22 protein-coding genes and 1 tRNA gene are annotated in these 24,625 nt (G+C 39.3%); 7 read left to right on the top strand and 16 right to left on the bottom strand.

The genetic code is table 11. The features are described from left to right. Nucleotides 1–14 precede the first annotated feature (14 nt). Genes ZA05_RS06815 through ZA05_RS06800 form a run of 4 tightly spaced genes read right to left on the bottom strand, consistent with a single transcriptional unit; the run spans nucleotide 15 to nucleotide 4,096 of the window. Entirely contained in the window at nucleotides 15–1,043 is a 1,029-nt protein-coding gene (locus ZA05_RS06815; protein ID WP_053990926.1) for a UDP-glucose--hexose-1-phosphate uridylyltransferase, read from the bottom strand. Between the two features lie 12 nt (nucleotides 1,044–1,055). Continuing rightward, complete coding sequence (gene galK / locus ZA05_RS06810) at nucleotides 1,056–2,204, bottom strand: galactokinase (protein ID WP_053990925.1); 1,149 nt, start codon at nucleotides 2,202–2,204, stop codon at nucleotides 1,056–1,058. Next, nucleotides 2,205–3,086, bottom strand: coding sequence for an aldose 1-epimerase (locus ZA05_RS06805; RefSeq protein WP_053990924.1), 882 nt, complete (start codon nucleotides 3,084–3,086; stop codon nucleotides 2,205–2,207). 11 nt (nucleotides 3,087–3,097) lie between these two features. Further along, the gene (locus tag ZA05_RS06800; protein ID WP_053990923.1) at nucleotides 3,098–4,096 is read right to left on the bottom strand and encodes a GntR family transcriptional regulator; all 999 of its coding nucleotides are present in this window, start codon (nucleotides 4,094–4,096) and stop codon (nucleotides 3,098–3,100) included. A 124-nt stretch (nucleotides 4,097–4,220) separates the two neighbouring features. Here ZA05_RS06800 and ZA05_RS06795 point away from each other — a divergent pair, with 124 nt between their 5' ends. Further along, a complete protein-coding gene (locus ZA05_RS06795) occupies nucleotides 4,221–5,363 on the top strand; it encodes an arabinogalactan endo-1,4-beta-galactosidase (protein WP_053990922.1) in 1,143 nt (380 codons plus the stop codon). A gap of 12 nt (nucleotides 5,364–5,375) precedes the next feature. Next, complete coding sequence (locus ZA05_RS06790; RefSeq protein ID WP_053990921.1) at nucleotides 5,376–7,817, top strand: DUF4982 domain-containing protein; 2,442 nt, start codon at nucleotides 5,376–5,378, stop codon at nucleotides 7,815–7,817. Here ZA05_RS06790 and ZA05_RS06785 read toward each other — a convergent pair. From ZA05_RS06785 to ZA05_RS06770, 4 genes are all read right to left on the bottom strand, one after another. Then, nucleotides 7,814–8,488 (bottom strand): ABC transporter ATP-binding protein, encoded by a 675-nt coding sequence (locus ZA05_RS06785; RefSeq protein WP_053990920.1) that lies wholly within the window; start codon nucleotides 8,486–8,488, stop codon nucleotides 7,814–7,816. The genes ZA05_RS06790 and ZA05_RS06785 overlap by 4 nt on opposite strands. Further along, nucleotides 8,488–9,753 (bottom strand): FtsX-like permease family protein, encoded by a 1,266-nt coding sequence (locus tag ZA05_RS06780; protein ID WP_053990919.1) that lies wholly within the window; start codon nucleotides 9,751–9,753, stop codon nucleotides 8,488–8,490. Before ZA05_RS06780 ends, ZA05_RS06785 begins: the two co-directional genes overlap by 1 nt. Continuing rightward, nucleotides 9,743–10,828 (bottom strand): efflux RND transporter periplasmic adaptor subunit, encoded by a 1,086-nt coding sequence (locus tag ZA05_RS06775; protein ID WP_053990918.1) that lies wholly within the window; start codon nucleotides 10,826–10,828, stop codon nucleotides 9,743–9,745. The genes ZA05_RS06780 and ZA05_RS06775 overlap by 11 nt, the downstream gene beginning before the upstream one ends. Before the next feature lie 120 nt (nucleotides 10,829–10,948). Next, nucleotides 10,949–11,030: transfer RNA gene (locus ZA05_RS06770), tRNA-Leu, on the bottom strand. Nucleotides 11,031–11,144: 114 nt separating this feature from the next. Here ZA05_RS06770 and ZA05_RS06765 point away from each other — a divergent pair. Beyond that, entirely contained in the window at nucleotides 11,145–12,533 is a 1,389-nt protein-coding gene (locus ZA05_RS06765) for a dipeptidase (RefSeq protein WP_053990917.1), read from the top strand. A gap of 61 nt (nucleotides 12,534–12,594) precedes the next feature. On the opposite strand, the gene ZA05_RS06760 is transcribed toward ZA05_RS06765, so the two are convergent. Further along, a complete protein-coding gene (locus ZA05_RS06760; RefSeq protein ID WP_082333703.1) occupies nucleotides 12,595–13,953 on the bottom strand; it encodes a M28 family peptidase in 1,359 nt (452 codons plus the stop codon). 119 nt (nucleotides 13,954–14,072) lie between these two features. Here ZA05_RS06760 and ZA05_RS06755 point away from each other — a divergent pair, with 119 nt between their 5' ends. From ZA05_RS06755 to ZA05_RS06745, 3 genes are all read left to right on the top strand, one after another. After that, nucleotides 14,073–14,438 carry a BlaI/MecI/CopY family transcriptional regulator gene (locus ZA05_RS06755; protein ID WP_053990915.1) on the top strand — a complete coding sequence of 122 codons (366 nt, stop codon included), beginning with the start codon at nucleotides 14,073–14,075 and terminating at the stop codon, nucleotides 14,436–14,438. 1 nt (nucleotide 14,439) lies between these two features. Continuing rightward, nucleotides 14,440–15,849: a M56 family metallopeptidase gene (locus ZA05_RS06750; RefSeq protein ID WP_082333702.1), complete on the top strand. Its 1,410-nt coding sequence runs from the start codon at nucleotides 14,440–14,442 to the stop codon at nucleotides 15,847–15,849. A gap of 122 nt (nucleotides 15,850–15,971) precedes the next feature. Next, complete coding sequence (locus ZA05_RS06745) at nucleotides 15,972–17,075, top strand: DUF4407 domain-containing protein (protein WP_053990913.1); 1,104 nt, start codon at nucleotides 15,972–15,974, stop codon at nucleotides 17,073–17,075. On the opposite strand, the gene ZA05_RS06740 is transcribed toward ZA05_RS06745, so the two are convergent. From ZA05_RS06740 to ZA05_RS06725, 4 genes are all read right to left on the bottom strand, one after another. Continuing rightward, nucleotides 17,076–17,360, bottom strand: coding sequence for a lipid asymmetry maintenance protein MlaB (locus ZA05_RS06740; protein ID WP_053990912.1), 285 nt, complete (start codon nucleotides 17,358–17,360; stop codon nucleotides 17,076–17,078). It lies immediately after the preceding gene. Nucleotides 17,361–17,534: 174 nt separating this feature from the next. Continuing rightward, nucleotides 17,535–18,782, bottom strand: a complete 1,248-nt coding sequence (locus tag ZA05_RS06735; protein WP_053990911.1) for an FAD-binding oxidoreductase — start codon at nucleotides 18,780–18,782, stop codon at nucleotides 17,535–17,537. Between the two features lie 18 nt (nucleotides 18,783–18,800). Beyond that, complete coding sequence (locus ZA05_RS06730) at nucleotides 18,801–20,546, bottom strand: DUF885 family protein (protein ID WP_053990910.1); 1,746 nt, start codon at nucleotides 20,544–20,546, stop codon at nucleotides 18,801–18,803. A gap of 1 nt (nucleotide 20,547) precedes the next feature. Beyond that, nucleotides 20,548–22,131 carry an aldehyde dehydrogenase (NADP(+)) gene (locus ZA05_RS06725; RefSeq protein ID WP_053991046.1) on the bottom strand — a complete coding sequence of 528 codons (1,584 nt, stop codon included), beginning with the start codon at nucleotides 22,129–22,131 and terminating at the stop codon, nucleotides 20,548–20,550. A 284-nt stretch (nucleotides 22,132–22,415) separates the two neighbouring features. On the opposite strand from ZA05_RS06725, the gene ZA05_RS18325 reads away from it, so the two are divergent. Continuing rightward, a complete protein-coding gene (locus ZA05_RS18325; protein WP_197276058.1) occupies nucleotides 22,416–22,559 on the top strand; it encodes a hypothetical protein in 144 nt (47 codons plus the stop codon). Here ZA05_RS18325 and ZA05_RS06720 read toward each other — a convergent pair whose 3' ends face one another. The 3 genes from ZA05_RS06720 to ZA05_RS06710 form a co-directional block, all read right to left on the bottom strand. Beyond that, nucleotides 22,560–23,138 carry an alkylphosphonate utilization protein gene (locus ZA05_RS06720; protein WP_053991045.1) on the bottom strand — a complete coding sequence of 193 codons (579 nt, stop codon included), beginning with the start codon at nucleotides 23,136–23,138 and terminating at the stop codon, nucleotides 22,560–22,562. Between the two features lie 89 nt (nucleotides 23,139–23,227). Continuing rightward, nucleotides 23,228–24,055 (bottom strand): hypothetical protein, encoded by an 828-nt coding sequence (locus ZA05_RS06715; RefSeq protein WP_157514576.1) that lies wholly within the window; start codon nucleotides 24,053–24,055, stop codon nucleotides 23,228–23,230. 209 nt (nucleotides 24,056–24,264) lie between these two features. Continuing rightward, entirely contained in the window at nucleotides 24,265–24,624 is a 360-nt protein-coding gene (locus ZA05_RS06710; RefSeq protein ID WP_053990908.1) for an MmcQ/YjbR family DNA-binding protein, read from the bottom strand. Nucleotide 24,625 lies beyond the last annotated feature (1 nt).

Below are 24,625 nucleotides of genomic sequence, written 5' to 3'. Positions count from 1 at the left end.
TACCGGTTTTAAAATTAGAGTCCTTCTGACAGGCCTCTCAATGTTTTTGCAGCACTTTCGGCTGTAATATCACGCTGCGGACTTGCAAACATTTCATAACCCACCATGAATTTTTTAACGGTTGCACTACGCAACAACGGCGGATAAAAACTCATGTGCCAATGCCAATGCTCATTAGCTTCGCCGTTGGTTGGCGCTTGGTGAATCCCACTAGAGTATGGGAAAGAACAGTTGAACAACTTATCATAAACTTTGGTCAATACCGAAATGGCTTCGGCAAACAACAAGGTTTCTTCCTGAGCCATGTCACCTATACTCTTTTGAGGTGTTTTAGGCACAATCATTGCTTCATAAGGCCACACTGCCCAGAATGGAATCAACACCACAAAGGCTTTGTTTTCAAAAATAATACGTTCTTTAAGCTCCAATTCCTGCTTTAAGTAATCTGAAAGCAAGGTTCTGTTATTCGCTTTGAAATACTCCAATTGGCGAGCATCCTTTTTAACCACTTCATTTGGCAATGAAGACTGGCTCCAAATCTGCCCATGTGGATGCGGATTGCTACAGCCCATAATGGCTCCTTTGTTCTCAAAAATCTGAACGTAGTTGATATTCGGCTCATTTCCTAAAGAGGCATATTCCGCTTGCCAAGTATTCACTACCTTTTCAATTCCTTCTACACTCATTTGCGCCAAACTTTTGGAGTGGTCCGGGCTAAAACAAATCACCTTACAAATACCCTGCTCACTTTGCGCCTGTAACAGACCTTCATTCACAGTGAATTCCTTAGAATCACTTTGCAAGGCCGAAAAATCATTGGTAAAGACAAAAACGTCATTGTAAGACGGGTTCACTTCACCATTGGCTCTTTCATTTCCGGCACACAAATAGCAACTTTCGTCATAGCTTGGACGCACATCAGGGGTTGTTTCCTCCTGCTGCCCTTGCCAAGGTCTTTTAGCACGATGCGGAGACACCAAAACCCATTCTCCCGTTAGGATATTTAATCGTTTATGTGAATAATCATGTATATCTGAGTTCATCTTATTTTGATTTTAGTTTATTAAATGTGTTCCTTGAGACAGTTTTACAAAGTGTACACTGCAGTCAATCCCAAAGGTGTTTTTATAGTTTTCGGTAACCGTTTTGGCATAATCTTCCAAAGCATCCTTTTTTACAATATTGATGGTACAGCCTCCAAAACCGCCTCCCATCATTCTAGCACCGGCCACACTTGGATGCGCTTTGGCCTGTTCTACCAAAAAGTCCAATTCGTCACAACTAATTTTGAATTGGTGCTGCATGCCTTGATGAGCTTCCAAAAGAAATGTTCCCAACTGCTCCACATCATTGTCTTCGATGGCTTTGGCAAATTTCATCACCCTGTCATTCTCTTGAACCACATAAAGCGCCTTTTGATAATCGGCTTCGGAAAGTTGCGATTTGACTTTCAACAAATCTTCTTCGGTGGCATCACGCAAAAAAGGAACGTCAAGCAATTGTGCTACATGTTCGCACACCTGACGTCTATCGTTATACTCATTTTCCACAAGGTTATGGCTCACGTTGGAATTGATAAGCATCAATTCATAATCCTTAAAATCTATTGGATAGAATGTTGCGGTTTGTGTTCTACAATCCAACAACAAGGCTTGATTTTCTTCTCCAAACATACTGGCAAACTGATCCATAATTCCACAGCGTACGCCTACATAGTTATGCTCTGCCTTTTGGGATACCAAAATCATTTCGTGCTTTGTAAGCCCCAGACCAAACAATTCATTCAATCCAAAAGCGATGCTGTTTTCCAAGGCTGCGGAAGAGGATAAACCTGCCCCATTAGGAACATCTCCCCCAAAAACAACATTGAAAGGAGGCACTTCAATGCCTTTCTTTTGCAACTCCCCAACCACACCCAAAATGTAATTTCTCCAGTTCCCTTTTGGAATGGCCTCAACCTCATCCAATGTAAACTCAAACTGCTCCTTCAAATCATAAGCCACCGCCGAACAGGTCTCGGAATCACTTTTTCCAATGGCCGTGATAATGCCTTTATCGATAGCTGCCGGAAACACAAAGCCTTCATTATAATCGGTGTGTTCTCCAATTAAATTTATCCTTCCCGGAGAACTTACCATTAAATAATTGTCTCCAAACTTTTCTTTAAAAGTATCCTGTATTGCCGTAATCAATTCTGTATTCATCTATCCAATCTTTTGTATGTTCCAACTTAAATTATATCGTTCCTGAGGTTGCAAAGTCTGTAAACCCATCCCACTATTGAAGCTATCGGCAGGTCCTGTTTGTGGTTCTATGGCCATGGCTTTTCTTCCGGGAGGCGTATATACCTGCAAATAATTTTCTTTTGAAGTGGTTGCAATTGCAATGTGATAATCGGGTGTTTTAAAGCCTACGGTGGTATCTCCCAAAAGGAAGCAATCGTCAAACTGCTGCCCGCCAATTTGTAATTCTGAAGGGAATTGCAATGCTTCCTTTTCCACAGGAATCATAAACGCATCTACCTTTAGCTTCCCTTGGCAGTCCATTAAAAGCTGACTTTCTCCCAGATTACTGGACTCAAAATAAGGATGCCAACCTAAGGTAAATGGAAAGGCCTGAGTACCTATATTTTCAACATCAATAGTCAATGTCAATTCTGTATTGCTTACTGCATATGTTAGCTCCACGGCATACAAAAACGGAAATCCTTCTTGAGGAGCAGCTTGCTCACACCTCATTTTTACCGTAGCTTTTTCACTAGTAACCTCTTGATTAACCACCTCAAATTCTTTGTCATAAATCAAACCATGGATGGCATTATTGGGGTCTACCCCTCCCTTTTTCAATTGGTACGTTTCTCCTTCAAAAGTGTATTGACCTTTAGCTATTCTATTGGCAAAAGGAAACAAAACAGACGATGCAAACGGCAAAGCGCCTTCATTGGAAATAATCTTTGCGCCTTCCAATTCCAGCACATCCAAAGTTCCTCCCGACTTCAAATTGATCAATGCTAACAAGGCTTTATCAGCATTTCTGATTTCCAAAACGCTAGCCCCATTCTCCTTTATATGCTTTATTACAAACATCTTACTACCCTTTATAATGAATTTCTTATGATTAACCTTCTGGTGTTTTCTATGTTCTCTTTTTCGTTTTTAACAATCATTTCCGCCAAACGTTTGCCCATTTCCTTAAAATCGGTAGAAATGGTGGTGATACCGCCTTCCACAATTTCCTTAAGCAAGGTTTCATTATAGGAAATCACTCCAACATCGTTGCCCACTTCCATTTGAAGTTCCTTCAGTTTTTTTATAAGGATGATCAAATTTTGATCGTCCAACACCAGATACACTTCTCCTTTTTCAATCTCTTGATTCTCCAAAGTTGAAATCACTTCAGTATTCACCCCACTAGTTTGAGCAAACTTCTGAAAGCCTTTCAACATGCCTTTTGGCTGCTTGGTTTCAGAATAAAGCAATACCAACTTGTGATACTTTTGAAGCTGTTCTTTGATTTCCATCAAACTATCAAAAATGTCTTTTTCAAAATTCTGATGAATGGAAGGAAAACTATTTAATTCCTTTGGCAACTGATCCAAAATATAAACTTTGTCCTCTGGCAAAATATCAATTACATCCTCCGTTCCTTTCAAATTTGCAGGCATGATGACATAATAATGATAGCTACCCAAACTATCTTGAATCAATTTTGAAAAGACTTCATAACTGAAATGGTGAAAGAAAATTTCCACTTGAATACCTTCCTCAAGATTGTTTACAAAGGCATTGTACAAATCTTCCTTAAAAGCATTTAGCTCGTCAAACAGCAAAAACACTTTTTGAGACACGTTGATATTCTCACTCTTGATGTAATAGCCCTTCCCAGACACCGACTCTACAATACCTCTTCGCTTCAATTCATTGAAAGCCATCATCACCGTATCTCGAGACAGATCAAACTTGTTTCGCACACTATTTATAGATGGCAAACGGTCGCCTTTCTTCAAAAGACCAGCTGCCAAAGCATCTTCTACCGAAGACACAATCTGCTTGTACTTAGGAATTCCTATATGATCTTTAACCGATATCAAACTCATAGACCGCAAAGATACAAAAACTGGTAGGTACTGGTATGGTATCTTAAGACAAATTTTGTAATTTAGCAGAAATTTAATCACTCAATCACCAATACTACAATCACTTATCTTTAAAATTACGACAATGATAAAAAATGCCCTACACATACTCTTGACATTATCTATTGTTTTGGCAAGCTGTTCCTCAAGTGATTCCAACGATGACAATACAGACGACGGCATTATTACGCCTCCAGAAAACGAGACTTTTTACTACGGTGCCGATTTATCCTATGTGAATGAAATGGAAGATTGCGGTGCGGTTTATAAAAACAGTGATGGCCAAACTCAAGACCCTTTCACGATTTTCAAAAATGCAGGAACCAATTTGGTTAGGGTTCGACTTTGGCAAAACCCAACTTGGACCAACTATTCCAATTTAGAGGATGTTACAATCACTATTCAACGCGCAAAATCACTGGGCATGGACGTTCTATTGGATTTCCATTATTCCGACACTTGGGCAGATCCAGAGACACAGGAAATCCCAGCCGCTTGGTTGGACGAGATAGATAACACCACTGCTTTAGGTGAATTGGTCTACAACTACACCTACAATACCCTTGAAACCTTATCCAACTTGAATTTACTCCCAGAAATTGTACAAATAGGCAATGAAATCAACCCAATGATTCTACAACATGGCGATTTGGTTTGGCCTATAGATTGGGATAGAAATTCCTATTTACTAAACAAAGGGATTGCTGCGGTAAGAGCAATTTCCGAGGCCAAGGAAAAAGAAATTGGCGTGATGCTCCACATAGCTCAACCAGAAAATGCCCTATGGTGGTTTGAACAGGCCACACAAAATGGCGTTACCGATTTCGACTGGATTGGATTGTCATATTACCCTATTTGGTCTGAGTACACACTTAACAATGTATCAACTCCATTGAACACCCTCATCAACACCTACAACAAACGCCTTATGATTGTTGAAACCGCTTATCCATTTACTTTAACCAACGCCGATACCGCCAACAATATTTTAGGAGAAGACGCCCTAATTTCAGGATATCCGGCCACACAACAAGGACAATTGGATTATCTCAATCAATTAATCACCATCATAGAAAATGCCGGCGGAGAAGGCCTCATTTATTGGGAACCAGCTTGGGTGTCCACCAACTGCTCAACATTATGGGGACAAGGCTCCCATTGGGATAACGCCACACTTTTTGACCACAGCAACAAAGCCACTTTAGGCATGCAGTTTTACAATCATTAATACACTTTCAAAATGAAATTCAGCATTAAATATATATCGCTCATCCTGATAGCAATTATGTTTCAAACCGCTCTTAACGCACAAACGAGAGAGGTTATTACCTTAACAGATGGATGGAAATTCAACAAAGGACATCATCCAGAAGCGATTTCTCCTAAATACAATGACAATTCATGGGAAGAAGTTACCGTACCACATGATTGGGCTATTTACGGTCCTTTTGATAAGGAAATCGACAAACAAGTAGTCGCTATTGAACAAAATGGCGAAACCGTAGCTACTGAAAAAACGGGGCGTACAGGCTCCCTTCCATATATCGGAGAAGCTTGGTACCGAACCACATTTACACTTCCAAATGCTGACCAAAACAAAAAAGTATTGATTACCTTTGAAGGAGCCATGAGCGAACCGGAAGTCTTTATCAACGGCACCAAAGTAGGCGAATGGAAATACGGCTACGCGTATTTTTACTTTGACATTACCGAACATATTTCCAATTCAAAAACGAACACACTTGCTGTAAAACTCAGCAATAAGGGACTATCCTCCAGATGGTATCCAGGTGCCGGCTTATACCGAAAAGTTCAAATCATTGTAAAAGACAAACAGAGCATTGACCATTGGGGTACATACATTACAACTCCAATGATTACAGACCAAATGGCCAAAGTAAATATCAAAACAAAAGTTTCCGGAGCACAACTACACTTGGTAACCGATATTTTAGACGCCAACGGAACCACCGTTGCCTCAAACACTTCCGAAACTTTATATGGCAATGAATTTGACCAAAATATTGCTTTGGAACACCCCAACTTATGGAGCCCCGAAACCCCTTATTTATACACTGCCGTATCCAAATTATACGCAGGAGATGTTCTTAAAGATGAAATCACCACCCGATTTGGAGTGAGAAGCATTGCTTACGATCGCAACACTGGATTTAGCCTAAATGGTGAAACCACCAAATTTAAAGGCGTTTGTTTACACCATGATTTAGGACCATTGGGAGCTGCCGTGAACACTTCCGCCTTAAGACGACAATTGCGCATTTTAAAAGATATGGGATGCAACGCGATTAGGAGTTCACACAATATGCCTTCCATGGAACAATTGGAACTTTGCGACGAAATGGGTTTTATGTTTTTAGCGGAAAGTTTTGACGAATGGAAAAAACCAAAAGTGGAAAACGGGTATAATCTCTATTTTGATGACTATGCCGAAAAAGACGTGGTGAATTTAGTAAGAGCCACTAGGAACCATCCATCAATCGTCATGTGGAGTTCTGGAAACGAAGTGCCAGACCAATGGGGCTCGGAGGGTGTAAAACGCGCTAAGTGGTTACAAGATATTTTTCACAGAGAAGACCCAACACGCCCTGTCACGGTTGGGATGGACCAAGTAAAAGCCGTCATGGAAAACGGCTTTGGAGCCATCATGGACATTCCTGGTTTAAACTATCGCGTGCACCTTTATGAAGAAGCTTACGAAACCTTTCCTCAAGGATTTATTTTGGGTTCCGAAACAGCCTCGACAGTGAGTTCTCGTGGTATTTACAAATTCCCCGTGGAAATTACCAGTATGAAAACCTACCCAGATTTTCAATCTTCTTCCTACGATTTGGAATATTGTAGCTGGTCCAATTTGCCTGACGACGATTTTGTACTTCAGGATGACAAACCTTGGGTCATTGGAGAGTTTGTTTGGACTGGTTTTGACTATTTAGGAGAGCCCACGCCATATGATGAAGCTTGGCCTTCCCGAAGTTCTTATTTCGGTATTAATGATTTGGCCGGTTTACCCAAAGACCGCTACTACCTTTACAGAAGTAGATGGAACACCGAAAATCAAACGTTGCACATACTCCCTCACTGGAATTGGGAAGGGCGCGAAGGAGACATCACCCCCGTATTTGTGTATACGAGTTATGACAGTGCGGAATTATTCCTAAACGGAAAAAGCCTTGGTATTCAAAAAAAGGATTCCTCAACACACCAAAACCGGTACCGTTTAATGTGGAAAGATGTCAAATACCAACCAGGCACCTTAAAAGTTGTAGCTCTTGATGAACACGGAAACGCTGCTGCGGAAAAAGAAATCAAAACGGCAAGCAAGCCTTATCAATTAATTTTAGAGCCCGATGTAAAAACCATCAAAGCCAACGATGAGGACATCGCTTTTGTAACCGTATCTGTTGTAGACAAAAATGGCATTCCATGCCCTACCGCTACCAATCAATTAGATTTTAAAGTAAAAGGCAAAGGCACATACCGTGCTGCCTGTAATGGCGATGCCACTTCCCTTGAGCTATTTCATTTACCAACCATGAAATTATTCAGTGGAAAATTGGTTGTTTTGGTGCAATCCACAGCCCAAGCTGGAGACATCGAATTAACGGTAAGCGGGAAAGGTTTAAAAACAGGAAAACTAACCTTGAAAAGCGAAACGCCTTAAGAAATAATCACACCATCACTCATAGTGATAATTCGGTCTGTCTTTTTTGCAAAATCCTCATCATGAGTAACAATCAAAAGAGACAGGCCTTGTTCATCGCAAAGCTGCTTGAACACATTGAATACATTTTCGGAATTGTGACTATCTAAATTTCCCGTGGGTTCGTCACCCAAAATAATAGACGGATTATTGATTAAAGCCCTAGCTATGGCCACACGCTGCTTTTCACCCCCTGAAATTCTAGAGGCTCTTTTATCAGCCAAATGCCCTATATTGAGGATTTCCAACTTGTTTCTAGCATCATGTTCGATTTCTTCCAAAGTCTTCTCACCTAATTTTTTTGCTGGCAACATGACATTCTCCAAAACAGAAAATTCAGACAACAAATAATGAAACTGAAACACAAAGCCAATGTGCTTATTTCTTAAGTAGGACAACTTGTTATGATGCTGTCCAGTCACCAATTCATTGTTCAAATAAAGCTCTCCTTCATATTCCGTATCCATAGTTGACAGGATGTACAACAAAGTTGACTTTCCACAGCCAGATTTCCCAATAATAGAAGTAAATTCCCCCTTCTTTATTGACATATTAATATCCTTCAGCACATGAAATAACACGGGCTTCCTAAAGTATTTATTGATATTTTTTGTCTCCAGAACTGTACTCATTACTGACCTCTAATTATTTTAACCGGATCTATCTTTTTAGCCTTTCGGGATGGCAAATAACCCGCAAAAAAGGTAGAGACTAACGCGAAGGAAATTCCTATGACGTAGAACCAAGGATCGAAATTCACGGGAAAGGTCTCGATGGTTGGGAGCGCTTCAGTTTCAAAAGGCAAGGTATCAATCAAACTGGTGAGGCCAAACCCAACAAGCAACCCCAACAAACCTCCAACTAGACCAATAATCAGCGCCTGACACATAAAAATATATTGCACATCCTTCCCAGAAAATCCAGTTGCCTTTAAAATGGCGATGTCATTCATCTTTTCATAAATAAACATATTTAGGATATTATAAATCCCAAAACCAGCCACAATCAAGAGCGCAATGGAAACCGCATAGGTAATTAAATTCCGAATGGAGGTGCCCGTCTCAAACTGGGCATTGGCTGTTTTGATATCCACCGCTTTTAAACCAAATTGATTTTCCATTTCTTGAGCCATACTATAAGCATCCTCAATATTGTAAAGCTTCACATTGATATCGGTGATGTAATTCTCGGCTTCGCCTAAAATACGCTGCACCGTTTTAATGGTCGCAAAACTTTGAATGTCGTCCACCTCAGCCAAGCCACTTTGATAAATCCCAACAATTTTCAAAGGGAACACATCTCCTTTGATCGTACTGACCTGAATTTTGTCTCCCAGTTTTAGAGACATCTTTTTGGCAATTCCAGACCCCAATAAAATACCATTATCTACCTTGTGCAAATCTTCGTGACTTCCCTTAACCACATAATTTTGAAAGTCGAATAAACGCGCTTCTTCCAGAGGTTCCACCCCTCTCAAATTTCCACCAAGCTCAATGGACCCTGAAATATAAAATATATTGGATTTTATTTGTGGAATAGCACCTTTCACCCGTTTGTCCTTGTTGATATAGGCCATAATCGGCAGGGCATTGTGAATCTTTTTTTGGCTTTGCTTCGGTTTTATGGAATGGACTACCTTAAAACTATTCTCCAAAGTTTCATAGGATGCAATTGGCTGTTCTTTAGAGGGTTCAATTTCACTATAGATATGGATATGTGGGGTTTGATTCAAAATCAAGCCATCCAACATTTTATTCAAACCTGTCATAAAACAGACCAAGGTAATATATGCACCAATGCCAAAAGTCACCCCAAGTGCTGCCACGGAAGTCTGTTTGATCTTACTCAGCAGATGCGTTTTCGCAATGGCCAATATGACCTTCCAGTTAATTGCCATCTGGTTTGTATATTGCCGTATCGGCATTTATGCCTTCCAAAATTTCAACAGATTCAAGATTTTCCAGACCGGTTTTTACAGCAACAAGACCGTTATCCGTTTTTACTTCTCCCTTATCCGTCAAATAAGATTTTGGAATGGTAAGCACCGCTTCCTTTTCCCTAATGATAATATTGGCTTCTCCAGATAATCCGGAGTATAACTTCTTAGGCAAACGATCAAATTCTGCTTCAACTGTGAATGTTTGGTTTCGCAAATCCTTTTTTGGCAAAATTTTGGACACGCTAGCCTCAAAAACCTCTCCTTTATAGGCATCCAAACTCACAATAACCTTTTGACCCAATTCTATTTTTACAATATCCACCTCATCCACCAACATTTCAATCACAAAATCATCGGCGCTCCCAATAGAAGCCATGGGCTCCATAGTAGTTACAATCTCCCCCTTGTTTTTATAAAGTGCGTACACCATGCCGTTTATTTCACTTTTAATGGTGAAATCCGTGGTATTGATTAGGGAAGTTTTATAATTATTTTCAGCCTGCTTTAGCGCTGTTTGCAATTCATTTTTGGTACGATCATACCTACTTTGCAGCAATTGCAAGTTATTTTTTGAAAGTTGGTAATTAAGTTCCTTGGTATCATACTCCAATTTTGAGCCAATATTCTGTTCCCAAAGATTTTTTTGCCTGAAAAAATTAATGGAATCATTCTTATATTTCAATTGGGCAGCCGCAATTTCCTCTTTAATCCCCAGCAATACGGCAGCACTTCCATTGTAGTTATCTTTAGCCAAATCGAGGGCCAATTTCGCATTTCGAGAATTTAACTCAGGTGCATTATTGGTTATTTGAATGATTTTATCACCCTTAGAAACTTTCTGCCCTTCTTCCACCAAATTGTCTTCCAAAATACCAGAAACAATAGCATATGCCTCATACAGGCTGTCCGGTTGAATGACCACAGAAGAGTACACTGCCTCGGTAAGATCTTGCTTTTTGGGAAGCGTTTTTTCGTCATCGCTCCCGCAAGAGACCAAAAGACAGGCACCTAAAAAGAAACATATTGCTTTCATAGCTCATAATTTCCAATTCTAAAATATACTAATAATTGGTGGGATAAAATGATTTAAATCATTAGGAAGAGAATGCAAATAAAAAAAGCTTCTCATTTCTGAGAAGCTTTTCGCTTATTGTGCGGGCGGGGAGACTCGAACTCCCACACCTCGCGGCACTAGATCCTAAGTCTAGCGTGTCTACCAATTCCACCACGCCCGCAATAAGTCTTAGTTTCGGGATGCAAATATATAAATAACTTTGAATATACAAACCTTTCTTTCAAGAAAAAATCGCTCTGCTTTTTGTATTTTTGAATCAAATTCAAATTTAATTATGGAAAACATTCAATCTTACGTGAATCAGCATAAAGACCGTTTTCTAAGCGAGCTCATCGAACTCCTTAAAATTCCGTCAATTAGCGCCGATTCCGCATACAAAAAGGACGTACTAAGTACTGCCGAAGCTGTAAAAACACAATTGGAAGCAGCTGGTTGCGATTTAGTAGAAATTTGTGAGACCAATGGCTATCCTATTGTTTACGGAGAAAAAATAATTGATAAAAACTTGCCAACCGTACTTGTTTACGGTCACTACGATGTGCAACCACCAGACCCATTAGAGTTATGGACCTCCCCTCCTTTTGAACCGGTTATTAAAACTACCGAGCTCCACCCAGAAGGTGCCATTTTTGCAAGAGGTGCTTGCGACGACAAAGGTCAAATGTACATGCATGTGAAAGCCATGGAATTCATGACCAATACCAATCAGTTGCCCTGTAATGTAAAATTCATGATTGAAGGTGAAGAGGAAGTTGGAAGTGAAAACCTAGGGGATTTTGTAAAGGCTAATCACGAAAAATTGAAAAACGACGTGATTTTAATTTCCGACACAGGAATGATTGCAAAAGATGTGCCGTCCATCACAACTGGACTTCGTGGTTTAAGCTATGTTGAAGTTGAAGTTACCGGTCCAAACAGAGATTTACACTCTGGTTTGTATGGTGGTGCGGTGGCCAACCCCATCAACGTGCTTACCAAAATGATTGCCTCGCTTCATGACGACAACAACCATATTACCATTCCTGGGTTTTATGACAAAGTGGAAGAACTAAGCAAAGAGGAACGTGCCCAAATGGCCAAAGCACCATTTTCTTTGGAAAACTATAAAAAAGCACTGGACATCGATGCTGTTTATGGAGAAGAAGGCTACACCACCAATGAACGTAATTCCATCAGACCTACCCTAGACGTGAACGGAATTTGGGGAGGTTATATTGGTGAAGGTGCTAAAACGGTTATTGCCAGCAAGGCCTACGCTAAAATCTCCATGCGATTGGTACCAAACCAAGACTGGAAAGAAATCACAGACCTATTCAAAAGTCATTTTGAAAGCATTGCTCCTGCTGGCGTAAAAGTAAAAGTGACGCCACATCACGGTGGTCAAGGTTATGTAACGCCTATTGACAGCATTGGCTATCAAGCCGCCAGTAAAGCTTATAGCGATACCTTTGGAAAAACGCCAATTCCACAACGCAGCGGCGGAAGTATTCCTATTGTTGCTTTGTTTGAACAGGAGCTGAAAAGCAAGACCATTTTAATGGGCTTTGGTTTGGACAGCGATGCCATCCACTCTCCTAACGAACATTTTGGAGTTTGGAATTACCTAAAAGGTATTGAAACCATTCCGTTGTTCTACAAATACTTTACAGAACTTTCTAAATAACACTAAAAAAGGTCTAAACTTAAAATTCAGTTTAGACCTTTTTTTATATCCTAGGTAACTTTTATTTCTTTACAATTTTATACATACCGGATTTCTTTCCTGAATGAATTTCTAATAGATAGATTCCTTTAGAAAGATGTTTCAAACCAATTTGGGATGGATTGGTTTTCATCTCTGAATCCAAGACCAACTTCCCGCCAATATCATAAAGCTTCAGGGTTGTTGTTTCCTCAACGGCCACTTCAATATTCAGAATATCGAAAACAGGGTTGGGATGCAACTGAACTTCGGACTCCAAAAAGGTATCCATTCCCAAGGTATTAAATGAAATGCATTCACTAAATTCAATGCAATCACCATTGGTTACTTCAACGGAATAATTTCCATCTTCACTAGGCATAAACGATTGGAATACGGCGCCATCGATTGACGTATTGTTATCACAATCATACCATTGATAGGTAGCTCCTGTTTCATTTACCGTTAACACGGACTCTGTTTGAGTGATGCCAGAATCTACTCCTGTCAATCCTCCTTTGGAGACCATATAGGCCATGATCAATTTTGCTAATTCGTGATAGTAAGGCAGATTCAATGTCGATATTCTATCCAAAGAGGAATGGTAATAAGGCGTTTGATCATTGGTTTCCCAAGATTCCCCTATTAAGACAGCGGTAAACCCTTCGTCCCAAAACCTAGAATGATCGCTGGCTAAAGTTCCAGGATTTACTACATTTTCATTCAAATCAAAATCATAGGTGGAAAGCAATGCTACAATATCATCGGACATGCTCAAAGAATTTCCGAAATCTCGAACATCAATGTCGAAATGGTTATCATTGTTGCCATCATAGCCCATCATATCGATATTGAGAACGCCAAGAATATTATCGCCATTTTCAGAAGCTAAATTGGCATAATAACCAGATCCCTGCAATCCATTTTCTTCTTCGTCCCAAAGCGCATAAACTAAAGTATTCTCCAAACATTGAGAAGATAGAATCCTCGCAATTTCCAAAATAGTAGCCACTCCACTTGCATTATCATCTGCACAATAATCGGCCACACTATCATAATGTGCACAAATAATATAAATATCGTCTGGGTTGGTTGTACCTAATTGAGTGGCGATAATGTTTCTACCATTGGCATTGAACGCTTGGTCTGTAATAGTTAGATTGTCCCACTGTTCAAATTTCTGTTTTAGATAATCGGCCGCCGTATCATTATTGGCCTGTTCTCGATTGAGAATTGTAACAGTGTTTCCAAAGACCTCGGTAGATTGTTCCCCAGAAAATTCATTCACGGTTAAAACCAAGGAATCCAAATTCAACTGATTAACAATATCAGCCTCCGATTGCCCAAGGGCCACCATAGTGCATAAGGAGATCCCCAATACACTTAAACGCAACTTATTCATTTTATTTGAGATAGTGTTCGAACCAAATATAGGGTATTAAATGAACTTTTCTATTTTCAGAATTTGGTATTTCATTTTTTTATTCTACATTAGTAGAACTAATTCTAAAAACATAGAACATGAAGTTATCCAATGCCGAAGAAGATTTGATGAATTACCTATGGGAACTCAAAACAGCATTTATGAAAGATTTGTTAGATGCCTACCCAGAACCAAAACCCGCAAAGACAACAGTCGCTACTTTGCTGAAACGAATGACCGACAAAGGTGTCATAGCGTATCATACCTATGGGAAGTCACGTCAATATTATCCTTTAATTAAAAAGAAAGACTACTTCTCTACACACGTAAAAGGACTTATAAAGAATTTTTTTAATGACAGCGCCTCTCAATTCGCTTCCTTTTTCACTCAAGAAACAGACTTGACCAAGGAAGAATTGGAAGACTTAAAAGCCTTAATAGATAACGAAATCAAAAAGAAATAACATGATGCATTATCTTATCAACTCGTCTGCTTGCCTCTTAATATTTATAGTGTTCTATAAAGTATTTTTAGAGAAGGAAAGCTTTCATACGTTCAAAAGATATTATCTGTTGGCTAGTTTGATCATTCCTTTTGCCATACCCTTCATAACGTTTACAACATACATCGAACAAACTTCTCCTACAGATTTACCTCTATTGGAAATCATACCTATAAACAACAATATACCACAAGAAAATACAACCAATTGGTCTTCCTCTATTATTTGGTGTATTTACGGTTTGGGAGTCCTATTCTTTACTTTCAAATTTCTATGGAACATTTTCAGAATTGCGAAGCAAATAAAGACCAATGAACAATTAACGCAAAAAGATTGGATTTATGTACTAATGCCAATTGGCACCGTTCCTCATTCCTTTTTAAAATATATTTTCATTGAAGGAGATGCTTTCAACTCACATAAAATCCCAAATGAAATTCTTACCCACGAACAAATTCATGTTACGCAACGCCACAGTATCGACAATTTATTGGTAGAGTTTGCCATGGTTGTATTTTGGTTCAACCCTATTATTTACCTGTTCAAAAGAGATATTAAATTAAACCATGAATTTTTAGCCGATCGCGGCGTTCTCAACCAAGGATACAATCCTAAAAGCTATCAAAATCTGCTACTTAGCTATACCACAAAACAATCCAATTTTCAATTGGCATCATCTATCAACTATTTATTAATCAAAAAACGTTTTACAGTTATGAAAACCAACACCTCATCAACAAAAACATGGATTCTAGCATTATTAATCCTTCCTATGGTTACACTTACCACCTATGGTTTTAGTACAAAAAATGAAGTCGTTGCAACGCAAAGTTCTGAAGAAGAAAATTTAAACTCATTAGACCTTTACCTTGATGAAAAAGGAAACCTTATCCAAAATGATGAAACCATAAGCCTAGAAGAAATTGAAGCTCTATTGGCAAAAAACAAACATCTACATGTTTCTATAAAAACAGATCCGAAATCGAATAGAAATTATGCTGAACATATCTTGGATGTATTAAGATCTAAAGGTGCCCTGAAAACAACCTTATGTAGCAGTTTTGAAACGGAAAGTGATTCGTCGCACCAAACCACCTATGCACTTATCAATGGTAAAAAAACTGGTCCGACAGAAATGGTCAAAAAAGACATCAAAAATTTAATCCTCTCAGTTGAAGACGCCAGTTTTTTGAGCTTTAGAATAAAATTTCCAGGTAAACCTACCCAATCTATCTCCAGCAATACATTGAATGATATTACAAAGCAATATCTACTGGAAGCAGAGAAAGATGACAAGGTTATTATTTTCGATGTAAAATCTTCTAGCAGTCTAACAAAATACTATCCAATTGTCATTACAGTTTTGGATTGATAAGGTCTGAAGAGACCTCATATAAATTTAAGAAAAAAGGCTTCAAATAATTGAAGTCTTTTTTTGTAACATTTCTTCACTTTTCACGTTCTAATAGTCTATCAATCAAAATCAAACACGTTATGTTAAAAAAGTTTTTCATCATCTGTTCAGGCGCCGATGGCGATATTTTGGAAACCTGCTCTTCGGGAGAGCAGAACAAATACGCCGGTATTGGTGCTACGGTATTTTTTACAGCTGTCATGGCCTTTATTGCTTCGGCTTATGCCCTTTTTACTGTTTTTGACAACCTCTACGCCTCTATTTTCTTTGGCCTCATCTGGGGATTGCTCATTTTTAATCTGGACCGCTTTATTGTGTCGACCATCAAAAAAAGAAAAAGTGCGGTTGACGAATTCCTTCAGGCCACTCCAAGAATTATTTTGGCCATCATTATTGCGGTAGTGATTTCAAAACCACTGGAACTAAAAATCTTTGAAAAGGAAATCAATCAAGTATTATTGGAGCAGAAGAATACTTTGACTCTCAATAACCAAAATCAAATTGCAGAACAGTACACTCCAAAAATCACGGAGCTAGAAAGTTCTATCAAGAACCTGCAGGAGCAAATTACCACTAAAGAAACTGAGGTGAATGCTCTTTACGACACCTACATCTCCGAAGCTGAAGGAACAGCGGGCACCAAGCTTTTAGGTAAAGGTCCTGTGTATAAAGAAAAACGTGAAAAGCACGATGCCGCTTTAGCCGAATTACAACAACTAAAAACAGACAATGCGCTTAAAATTTCAAATTTAGAATCGGAAATAGTTCAGTTAAAGGCTAATTACAACAGTCAAGTCAGCGACTCACAACCCATCATCGACGGCTTTGACGGCCTCATGGCAAGAGTAAACGCCTTGGGGGAGCTTCCTTGGCTCCCATCGTTTTTTATCTTCCTGCTTTTTTTGGCCATAGAAACGGCTCCCATTTTTGCCAAACTCATTTCTCCTCAAGGCGAATATGATTTCAAATTGGAAGATGCAGAAACCGCCATCAAATCATGGGTAACGCAAAAGGTAAACGAGCGTGCTATGTTATTGCAAACAGACAAAGCCATTAACAATAAAGTATACAGTGATATTGCAGAAGAGGAAGACCTCTATGCCTACAAGCGTAAAAAAGCTAGAGAATTGATGCAATTACAGGCCGACGCCTTTTTCAAGCACCAAAAGAAAACCCTAAGCTAATTAGGCCACTGCAGCCTGTTCTGATTTGAAGTGATTATACAAACCCTCGCAGCCCATCCCGATAATGGAAAGATTCTTTCCTCTGTCCAGGGCTTCATTATGCAATTTCAACAAAGCTTGAATACCATATTTATCGATTTCCTCAACACCTTCGATACTCAAGGTCATAGCGTTGATTCTTTCAAAAACATTGTGAAATTCGGAATGGAATAAGTGAACGGTTCTTTTGGTAAGAGCTCCTTTAACTTTAAAGAAGTTGTTGTAACTAGTAATTCTTAGACTCATAACAATTAGGTTTTAAAGGTTAAAAAATAAACTGGGGCTATTAATCAGTTGACTCACAGGTAAATATCAATATTTAAAACCTAACTATCTATTATTTTCGACCAAATGCAACAACCTTAGACAACATGAAAAAGGCAAACCAAACCTATTATTTTTATATTAAGATATTGTAAATCAATGTTTTCTATCAGGAGAAAAAGAGGATACGGACATTGACAACTGTTTTTCAGAAACGATCTCAGAAATCAATTTCCCTGTCCCTGTGCCCATGGTCCAGCCCATCATGGCGTGACCTGCCGCGATGGTTAAATTGTGGCATTTTGAAGATTTGCCTATATAAGGAAGACCATCTGGGGTTACAGGCCTTAGCCCAGAAGCAGCCTCCCTTATTTCAGATTTGCTTAGACTAATATTAGGGTAATATTGGTGTACAGCCTGAGCAATGGCATTGGTCCGAACCTCATTAATGTTATTGTTGATACCAGCAATTTCCATGGTTCCTGCAAACCGTGTAAATCCATTCATAGGAGTAACAGCTACTTTAGATTCCGCCAAAATTGCAGGAGTGCTTATGCCGGTCTTCCTATCAGTATTAATACGATAACCTTTACCTGCTTGAAGCAACAAGTTTAGTCCTATTTTTTTAGTCAACAAGGGGCTCCAAGAGCCTGCCGCCAAAACAAATTCATCGGCTTTTAGACTTTGGTTTGAAGTATGGATCTGGGTAATTTTTAAACCAGACATAGTGACGTCCTCCACCTTTTCATTTAACAGAAATTGCACCCCGACGTTGTTCAAATAAGTTTTCATTTCAGTCATAAACTCATGAGGGGTACTATGCGAATCGCATTTATAGTAAGTCCCTCCAATGACATTCATTTCAACCTTGGGCTCTAAAGATTTCAATTCCTTCAAACTAACTTCAGAAGCATCCAGACCTTCCTTTATAGCCAACTGTGCCAAGTGGATTTCTTCTTCCAACATCTTCTCTGTTTGGCACAACATCAACAAACCTTTATGTTCCAATTGAAACTTGAATCTTTCAGAAGTCCTGATATCTTTATAAAGCTCTTGGCTCATCAAAGAAATCTTCTTGATAACAGGAATTGCCCTTTGAACATGCATAGAATTACAGCTTTTATTAAAAGCATAGGCCCATTTGAGAAAATCTAAATCCAACCTGGGTTTTATATATAGCGGACTTGTAGGATCAAACATCCATTTTAGGCCCTGCTTCATGACACCCGGTGCAGACAGCGGCACAATATGACTGGGAGACAGATAACCGGCGTTGACATAAGAAGCTCCTCCATCCATATTGGATTGATCCACCACGGTTACTTGATGCCCTTCTTTATGAAGATAGTAAGCCGAACACAGACCTATAATACCTCCGCCTATTACAATGACATCTTTGCCCATCTTCAAAAAAACTGATTGCTATTTTAGGGTCTTTACCTTTTGAATATAGTTGTTCACCCGAGTTTCCAAAATGGCCAAGGTAACAGTCCCCTGTTCCAAAATTACCTCATGGAAATCCCTAATATTGAATTTAGCTCCCAATTCTCCTTCAGCCTTGTGCCGTAGTTCCCTAATCTTAAGTTCTCCCATTTTATAGGAAAGGGCTTGCCCTGGCCAAGAAATATATCTATCCGTTTCGGTATTGATTTCATGCAGGGACAAGGCTGTATTGACCGCCATATAATCTACCACTTGGTCGCGGGTCCAACCCTTGGCATGAATTCCAGTATCCACCACCAACCTACAGGCGCGCCACATTTCATAGGTCAATTTTCCAAATTCCTCATAAGGTGTCGTGTAAATCCCCATTTCATCGGCCAAAAATTCTGAATACAATCCCCAACCTTCTCCATAAGCCGATAGGTACAAATCCCTTCTAAACTTTGGAATGCTATCTCCAAGTTCGTTGTTCAAACTGCCCTGCAAGTGATGCCCCGGAACGGCCTCATGAGCCGTTAATGCCGGAAGTGTATACAAGGTTCTACTTGGCAAGTCATAGGTGTTTACCCAATAATAACCGGGATCTGTACTTTCCTTGGAAGTACCAATATAACGTCCAGTGGTATACTTTGGAGCAATAGCATCGGGCACTGCTGCCACACCATAAGGTTTTCTAGGCAAGGTTTTAAAATACCTCGGCAATTGGGCATCGATACGCTTGGACATATCGCGAGCAATCATCAACAGTTCCCTCGGAGTTTTGGCATAAAATTGCGGATCGGTTCTTAAGAATTTTAAAAAGTCTGCGAAGCTTCCTTTATAGTTCAAATCTGAAATAATCTGTTCCATTTCGGCCTTGATTCTTGCCACTTCACTCAACCCGATTTCATGAATATCCTCCGCTGTATATTCAGTGCTTGTCGTATAATAATTGATTCTATTTTGATAAAAAGCTTGACCGTTTGGTGTTTCGGACACTCCTAATGAGGTTCTCGTGGTTGGTAAATATTCGGTTTCAAAAAAGGTCTTGATACGTTTGAACTGAGGAATCACATTCATTTCAATAGCCGCTTGGGCTGCTTTCAATACGGAATCCTTTTGTTGAACTGTTAAACCATTCGGTAGGTTTTTGAAAGGCGAATAATAATAACTGTCCTCAACATTCTCAACAATATTATCGTTATAAGTAGACTCGTACCCCTTAAAAATCACTAAAGGCTGAGACACACCTTTTTTTAAGCCCTCCCTAAGGTTTTCAAAGTGTTGATCAACAAATTCTGGAATGGCATTCAACTTATTTAAGTAGTCCTTCACCTGCTCATAATTGGTAAAGGGTCTTACTTCATAAGTTAAATTGGCATGGAATCCCGTATCCGATAACAAAGGATTGAGATACTGCTCAAATTCATAATAATCTATAATATCCTGAAGTTGGAAACTCAGTAATGCTGCCGAAATTCGATCTGTCTCTTTCAAACCTGAAACATCCAAAGCATTTAAAGCCTCAAGTTGCGATTGGGCAAATTCAGCCTCGGCTTGATAGTAGGCTTTGGTATAGAGCCCCAAGGGATATGTGTTTTCGTCATAGCCTTTATGCGCTTCACAGTGCTTGATAATAGTATCCAGCTCCTGTTTGGCTTTTGGAATTTGGCTCACTGTGCTTGATTCTTTTTGGCAACCTAAAAGCGTAACTATTAAAAAGAGGCTAAAATATTTACAATTCATACTACAATTTTCTATTGGTTTGGATATTATTGATGAGTCGTGTAATATTCAACGGATTGTCATTCTTCAATGCATCGGGCAACAATTGATCGGGCCAATTCTGAAAGCAAAACGGACGCACCCAACGTTTAATGGAATTCACGCCCACGGCTGTAAATCGGCTATCGGTAGAAGCTGGGTAAGGCCCACCATGCACCATGGACGGACAAACCTCAACTCCCGTTGGAACGCCATTATAAATCAAACGCCCCACTCTATTTTGTAATGCTGAAATGATCTGTGGATACTTAGTCGCTTCTTCATCCTCAGCAATCAAAGTTCCTGTTAACTGTCCTTCCAATTTCAGAATAAGCATCTCCAACTGTGCGACATTATCACATTGCACCACCATTGTAAAAGGACCAAACACCTCTTGATGTAAGGTAGGATTTTCTAAAAATACTGCGCCCTCGACTGTGGTTACTGCTTGTTGTGCATAATTAACTTGCGCCTCATCTTCATGATTTGCCATCACCTTCAAACCATCTTGTTGAATGGCTACTTCTTTATTCCTATCATAGGCTCCCTTGATACTGGGATGCAACATACAGGAAGGTTCTATTTTTAAAATTTCTTCGGAAAGTGTGTGGATGAAATTGTCCAGCCCACTTCCTTTAATCCCTAAAATCAAGCCTGGATTGGTACAAAACTGCCCCGTTCCCAAAGTCACCGAATTGGCATAGGTTTTCGCCAAACTCTCTGCCCTTTCCTCCAAAGCTTGAGGTAGCAACACTACAGGGTTAATACTTCCCATTTCAGCAAACACCGGTATTGGCTCTGGACGTTTGGATGCCAAATCAAACAAGGCCCTGCCTCCTTTGATGCTTCCTGTAAACCCAACAGCCTTAATCGAAGGATGCTTTAACAATTGCACTCCAACTTCAATACCACTACTATTCAAATTTGAAAAGACTCCATTGGGCATGCCCGTTCTTTCGGCAGCCCTAATTACTGCAGAAGCCACCAACTCACCTGTTCCCGAATGCATGGGATGGGATTTCACAATCACAGGACAACCAGCAGCCAACGCGGCAGCCGTATCCCCTCCTGCCGTGGAATAAGCCAGAGGAAAATTACTGGCTCCAAAAACGACCACAGGCCCAATAGGCACTAACATCTTTCGTAAATCGGGTTTCGGGTTGGGTGTTCTATCTGGAATGGCTGTATCTATGGAAGCCTCTACCCAACCACCTTCTTTCAATAATTCAGAGAAAGAATTTAATTGCCAGATGGTTCTAGCCCGTTCACCCTCAGCTCTACTTTCAGACAGGCCAGATTCTGAACAGTACATTTGGATGAGCGCATCACCCAAACTCAAAATTTCATCCGCTATGGCATTTAAAAACGCTGCTTTTTTAACTCCTGAAATGGTTCTGAAAGTTTTAAACGCTTCGTTTGCCAAGGTTACAGCTTGGTCAATCTCTTGTTGGGTAGCTTCGCTGAATTCAACTGGATTTTCAATATTTAGCTGTGGGTTGAAGGTTTTATAAATTGTAGTTCCTTCCCCTGAGAGTTTATTTCCTATATAGTTTTTTCCTGTAATCATACTAATATCCCTGCATCTTTTGACCAGTTCCTCAATTTGCATGAATACATTGAGGACAACTTCAAATGAGCTTTTAAACAGCCCATTTGAACTTTTGCACTAATTTAGGATTTATATACAACTCTAACAATGGGAATCCATATAGGGAGTCTTTCAATTTCTGATTGTAATATATTGCATATTATTTTGAACGACTTACGTTAGACCATTGAAAACAGCTAAGCTGAATTTATTTCAAAAGCATAAAAAAGTAATCTCAAAGCCAGCAAAACATCAGATTCTGCATGAAAAACAAACACCTTTACATCCTTTTGGGCATTGCATTACTGATTACCCTATACGGCGTCATTACCGGAAAGTTCTTCTTCCTATTTTTGATACTTCCCTTCGGTTTTGGATTTTTCAACCGAAAAAAAGATGAGGATTGATTATAGCTTTTTTACATATTTGGTGATGATCACGATTTGTTGCCCGTCTACCTTACCTTCAATATACTCAGCATTTTCATGATCTAAAGAAATACGTCTCACTGCAGTTCCCTGTTTGGCCACCATACTGGAGCCCTTCACCTTTAAATCTTTAATCAATACCACAGAATCACCAGCCTGTAAAATCGCCCCATTGGCATCGCGATGTACAATTTTGTTGCTTTCATCCTCATCCTCTCCCGTAGCTCTTGCCAATGCCAAAGCTTCATCATCCAAATACATCATATCCAACAGGTCTTGTGGCCAACCATAACTGCGTAAGCGTTGCAACATTCTCCAGGCTATGATTTGTACAGCAACATTTTCATTCCACATACTATCGTTTAAACATCTCCAATGATTAGCATCCATCTCTTCATTGCCTTCAATTTGGTCTAGACAGGTTTTACAAACCAATACATCGTTGGCAACATTTTCATTCAAGGAAGGTGGAATAGTATATTGACTTAAATGCTCTGTGGCCCCACACAATTCACATGTATTGTTGCTTCTTTCCTGTAATGTCTGTAATACTCCCATGGTTTCAATTTTGATTTCCACAAAAATAGTGTTTAATAAAAAAAGGAGCTTTTAAAAAGCTCCTTTTTACAACAAAAGTTTAATCATGGTTACTTTCGTAAACCGGCAACAACAGTGTAAATGGCGTCGCTGTGTACTGGAGTAAAGTACTTATCTCCCATTTCATTCATTTTTTTCCTCGCGGCCTCATCCTTCCAATAGGCTTTATAAAGCTCTTCGTTTCTATCATACATTTTTTCTAAATCTGCCATAGAATCTAAATAAAAGGCCTCTACAAAAACCGTTCTGTCTGCCCCATATGCGTGCGCATTGGGGTAATACCCCTTGATGTATTCGTTCTTATGGAACACGTTCAACACATAGTCATCAAATGCCTTTTTAAATTCCTCACTGTTTCCATCCTTTGGGTAGGCAAAATGCCCTGTTCTAACATACAAGATTTTGTCCTCGGTCATGTTATCATCATTGAACAATTTGGCATTGGGCATAGTGGCATAAATTTCATCAGAATGATAAGGTGAATAGTATTTATTTCTCTTTTCAAAATATGAATCCCTCGAATTTTCAGAAGGCCAAGCAGCTTCGATAAGTTCTTGGTTGCGTTTGGCGGCCAGATCAATATCGTTCCAGGTTTGGAAAGCCTGAACATACAATAATTCTGTATTGTCCGGAGTCATTCTATGCATGTAAAATCCGGCTCCCACCACATGCTCATTTTTACTGGTAACCTTGTCTAGAAACTCTTTTTCAACGGCTTTCCATTCATCCATTTTAAAGTCTTTCAGATCCATGTTCCAATGCATCGTGGTAACGGTTACATACTGGGGTCTTTCAGTGGTTTCTTGAGCATATACCATGCCCATTCCTACAAATAGCAGCAATGCTACAAGTAGCATCATCCGATTGGTCGTTTTCATAATTAATTAAGTTTTAAGATTACTATATTGACAACAAAAAATTCTTAAAAAACTCAATTTGGGACAACCAAACTTTTGGGGGAAGTCTTAAAAAAAGTCTGGGGACAGCTATGTTCAAATGAAGATTTGTCTTACTAATATACAATAATAAATTAACATTTTAAATGTTAACACCTTGTAATCATACAATTACTTTATGAAATACAATTTTACAATTGTTCCCTGAGCTTTTTAGGCATTGCCTTTACAACCATATCGTATGAATGATCGATAAGCTCTAAAACCAGAGGAGCCGGAATCTCTCCGTTTAGGCATACTGTATTCCAATGTTTATTATTCAAATGAAACCCAGGAACAATAAGTCCATCATACTGTTCTCGAAGTTCAACGGCATATTCGGGATTACATTTTAGACTAATGGCCTTTTGGCCGGCTTCCCATTTTTCAAGCGAAATCAAAGCAAACATTTTTCCTAGTACCTTAAACACTAGAGTATCCTCATCAAAAGGAAAATCTTCTGTTGCCTTGTGCTTTTTTAAACAATAAGCATGTAATTGTTCGATATCCATT

Origin of the sequence: Mangrovimonas sp. TPBH4 (assembly GCF_001280505.1) — a bacterium.
In the GTDB taxonomy this organism is placed as follows: domain Bacteria; phylum Bacteroidota; class Bacteroidia; order Flavobacteriales; family Flavobacteriaceae; genus Mangrovimonas_A.
The sequence above is the reverse complement of the archived record's forward strand: the minus strand, read 5'-3'. Positions and strand labels throughout refer to the sequence as shown.

Coding starts and splice junctions, on each gene's coding strand:
- ZA05_RS06815 (WP_053990926.1), bottom strand. CDS start 1,043: ATGAACTCAGATATACATGATTATTCACATAAACGATTAAATATCCTA.
- galK (WP_053990925.1), bottom strand. CDS start 2,204: ATGAATACAGAATTGATTACGGCAATACAGGATACTTTTAAAGAAAAG.
- ZA05_RS06805 (WP_053990924.1), bottom strand. CDS start 3,086: ATGTTTGTAATAAAGCATATAAAGGAGAATGGGGCTAGCGTTTTGGAA.
- ZA05_RS06800 (WP_053990923.1), bottom strand. CDS start 4,096: ATGAGTTTGATATCGGTTAAAGATCATATAGGAATTCCTAAGTACAAG.
- ZA05_RS06795 (WP_053990922.1), top strand. CDS start 4,221: ATGATAAAAAATGCCCTACACATACTCTTGACATTATCTATTGTTTTG.
- ZA05_RS06790 (WP_053990921.1), top strand. CDS start 5,376: ATGAAATTCAGCATTAAATATATATCGCTCATCCTGATAGCAATTATG.
- ZA05_RS06785 (WP_053990920.1), bottom strand. CDS start 8,488: ATGAGTACAGTTCTGGAGACAAAAAATATCAATAAATACTTTAGGAAG.
- ZA05_RS06780 (WP_053990919.1), bottom strand. CDS start 9,753: ATGGCAATTAACTGGAAGGTCATATTGGCCATTGCGAAAACGCATCTG.
- ZA05_RS06775 (WP_053990918.1), bottom strand. CDS start 10,828: ATGAAAGCAATATGTTTCTTTTTAGGTGCCTGTCTTTTGGTCTCTTGC.
- ZA05_RS06765 (WP_053990917.1), top strand. CDS start 11,145: ATGGAAAACATTCAATCTTACGTGAATCAGCATAAAGACCGTTTTCTA.
- ZA05_RS06760 (WP_082333703.1), bottom strand. CDS start 13,953: ATGAATAAGTTGCGTTTAAGTGTATTGGGGATCTCCTTATGCACTATG.
- ZA05_RS06755 (WP_053990915.1), top strand. CDS start 14,073: ATGAAGTTATCCAATGCCGAAGAAGATTTGATGAATTACCTATGGGAA.
- ZA05_RS06750 (WP_082333702.1), top strand. CDS start 14,440: ATGATGCATTATCTTATCAACTCGTCTGCTTGCCTCTTAATATTTATA.
- ZA05_RS06745 (WP_053990913.1), top strand. CDS start 15,972: ATGTTAAAAAAGTTTTTCATCATCTGTTCAGGCGCCGATGGCGATATT.
- ZA05_RS06740 (WP_053990912.1), bottom strand. CDS start 17,360: ATGAGTCTAAGAATTACTAGTTACAACAACTTCTTTAAAGTTAAAGGA.
- ZA05_RS06735 (WP_053990911.1), bottom strand. CDS start 18,782: ATGGGCAAAGATGTCATTGTAATAGGCGGAGGTATTATAGGTCTGTGT.
- ZA05_RS06730 (WP_053990910.1), bottom strand. CDS start 20,546: ATGAATTGTAAATATTTTAGCCTCTTTTTAATAGTTACGCTTTTAGGT.
- ZA05_RS06725 (WP_053991046.1), bottom strand. CDS start 22,131: ATGATTACAGGAAAAAACTATATAGGAAATAAACTCTCAGGGGAAGGA.
- ZA05_RS18325 (WP_197276058.1), top strand. CDS start 22,416: ATGAAAAACAAACACCTTTACATCCTTTTGGGCATTGCATTACTGATT.
- ZA05_RS06720 (WP_053991045.1), bottom strand. CDS start 23,138: ATGGGAGTATTACAGACATTACAGGAAAGAAGCAACAATACATGTGAA.
- ZA05_RS06715 (WP_157514576.1), bottom strand. CDS start 24,055: ATGAAAACGACCAATCGGATGATGCTACTTGTAGCATTGCTGCTATTT.
- ZA05_RS06710 (WP_053990908.1), bottom strand. CDS start 24,624: ATGGATATCGAACAATTACATGCTTATTGTTTAAAAAAGCACAAGGCA.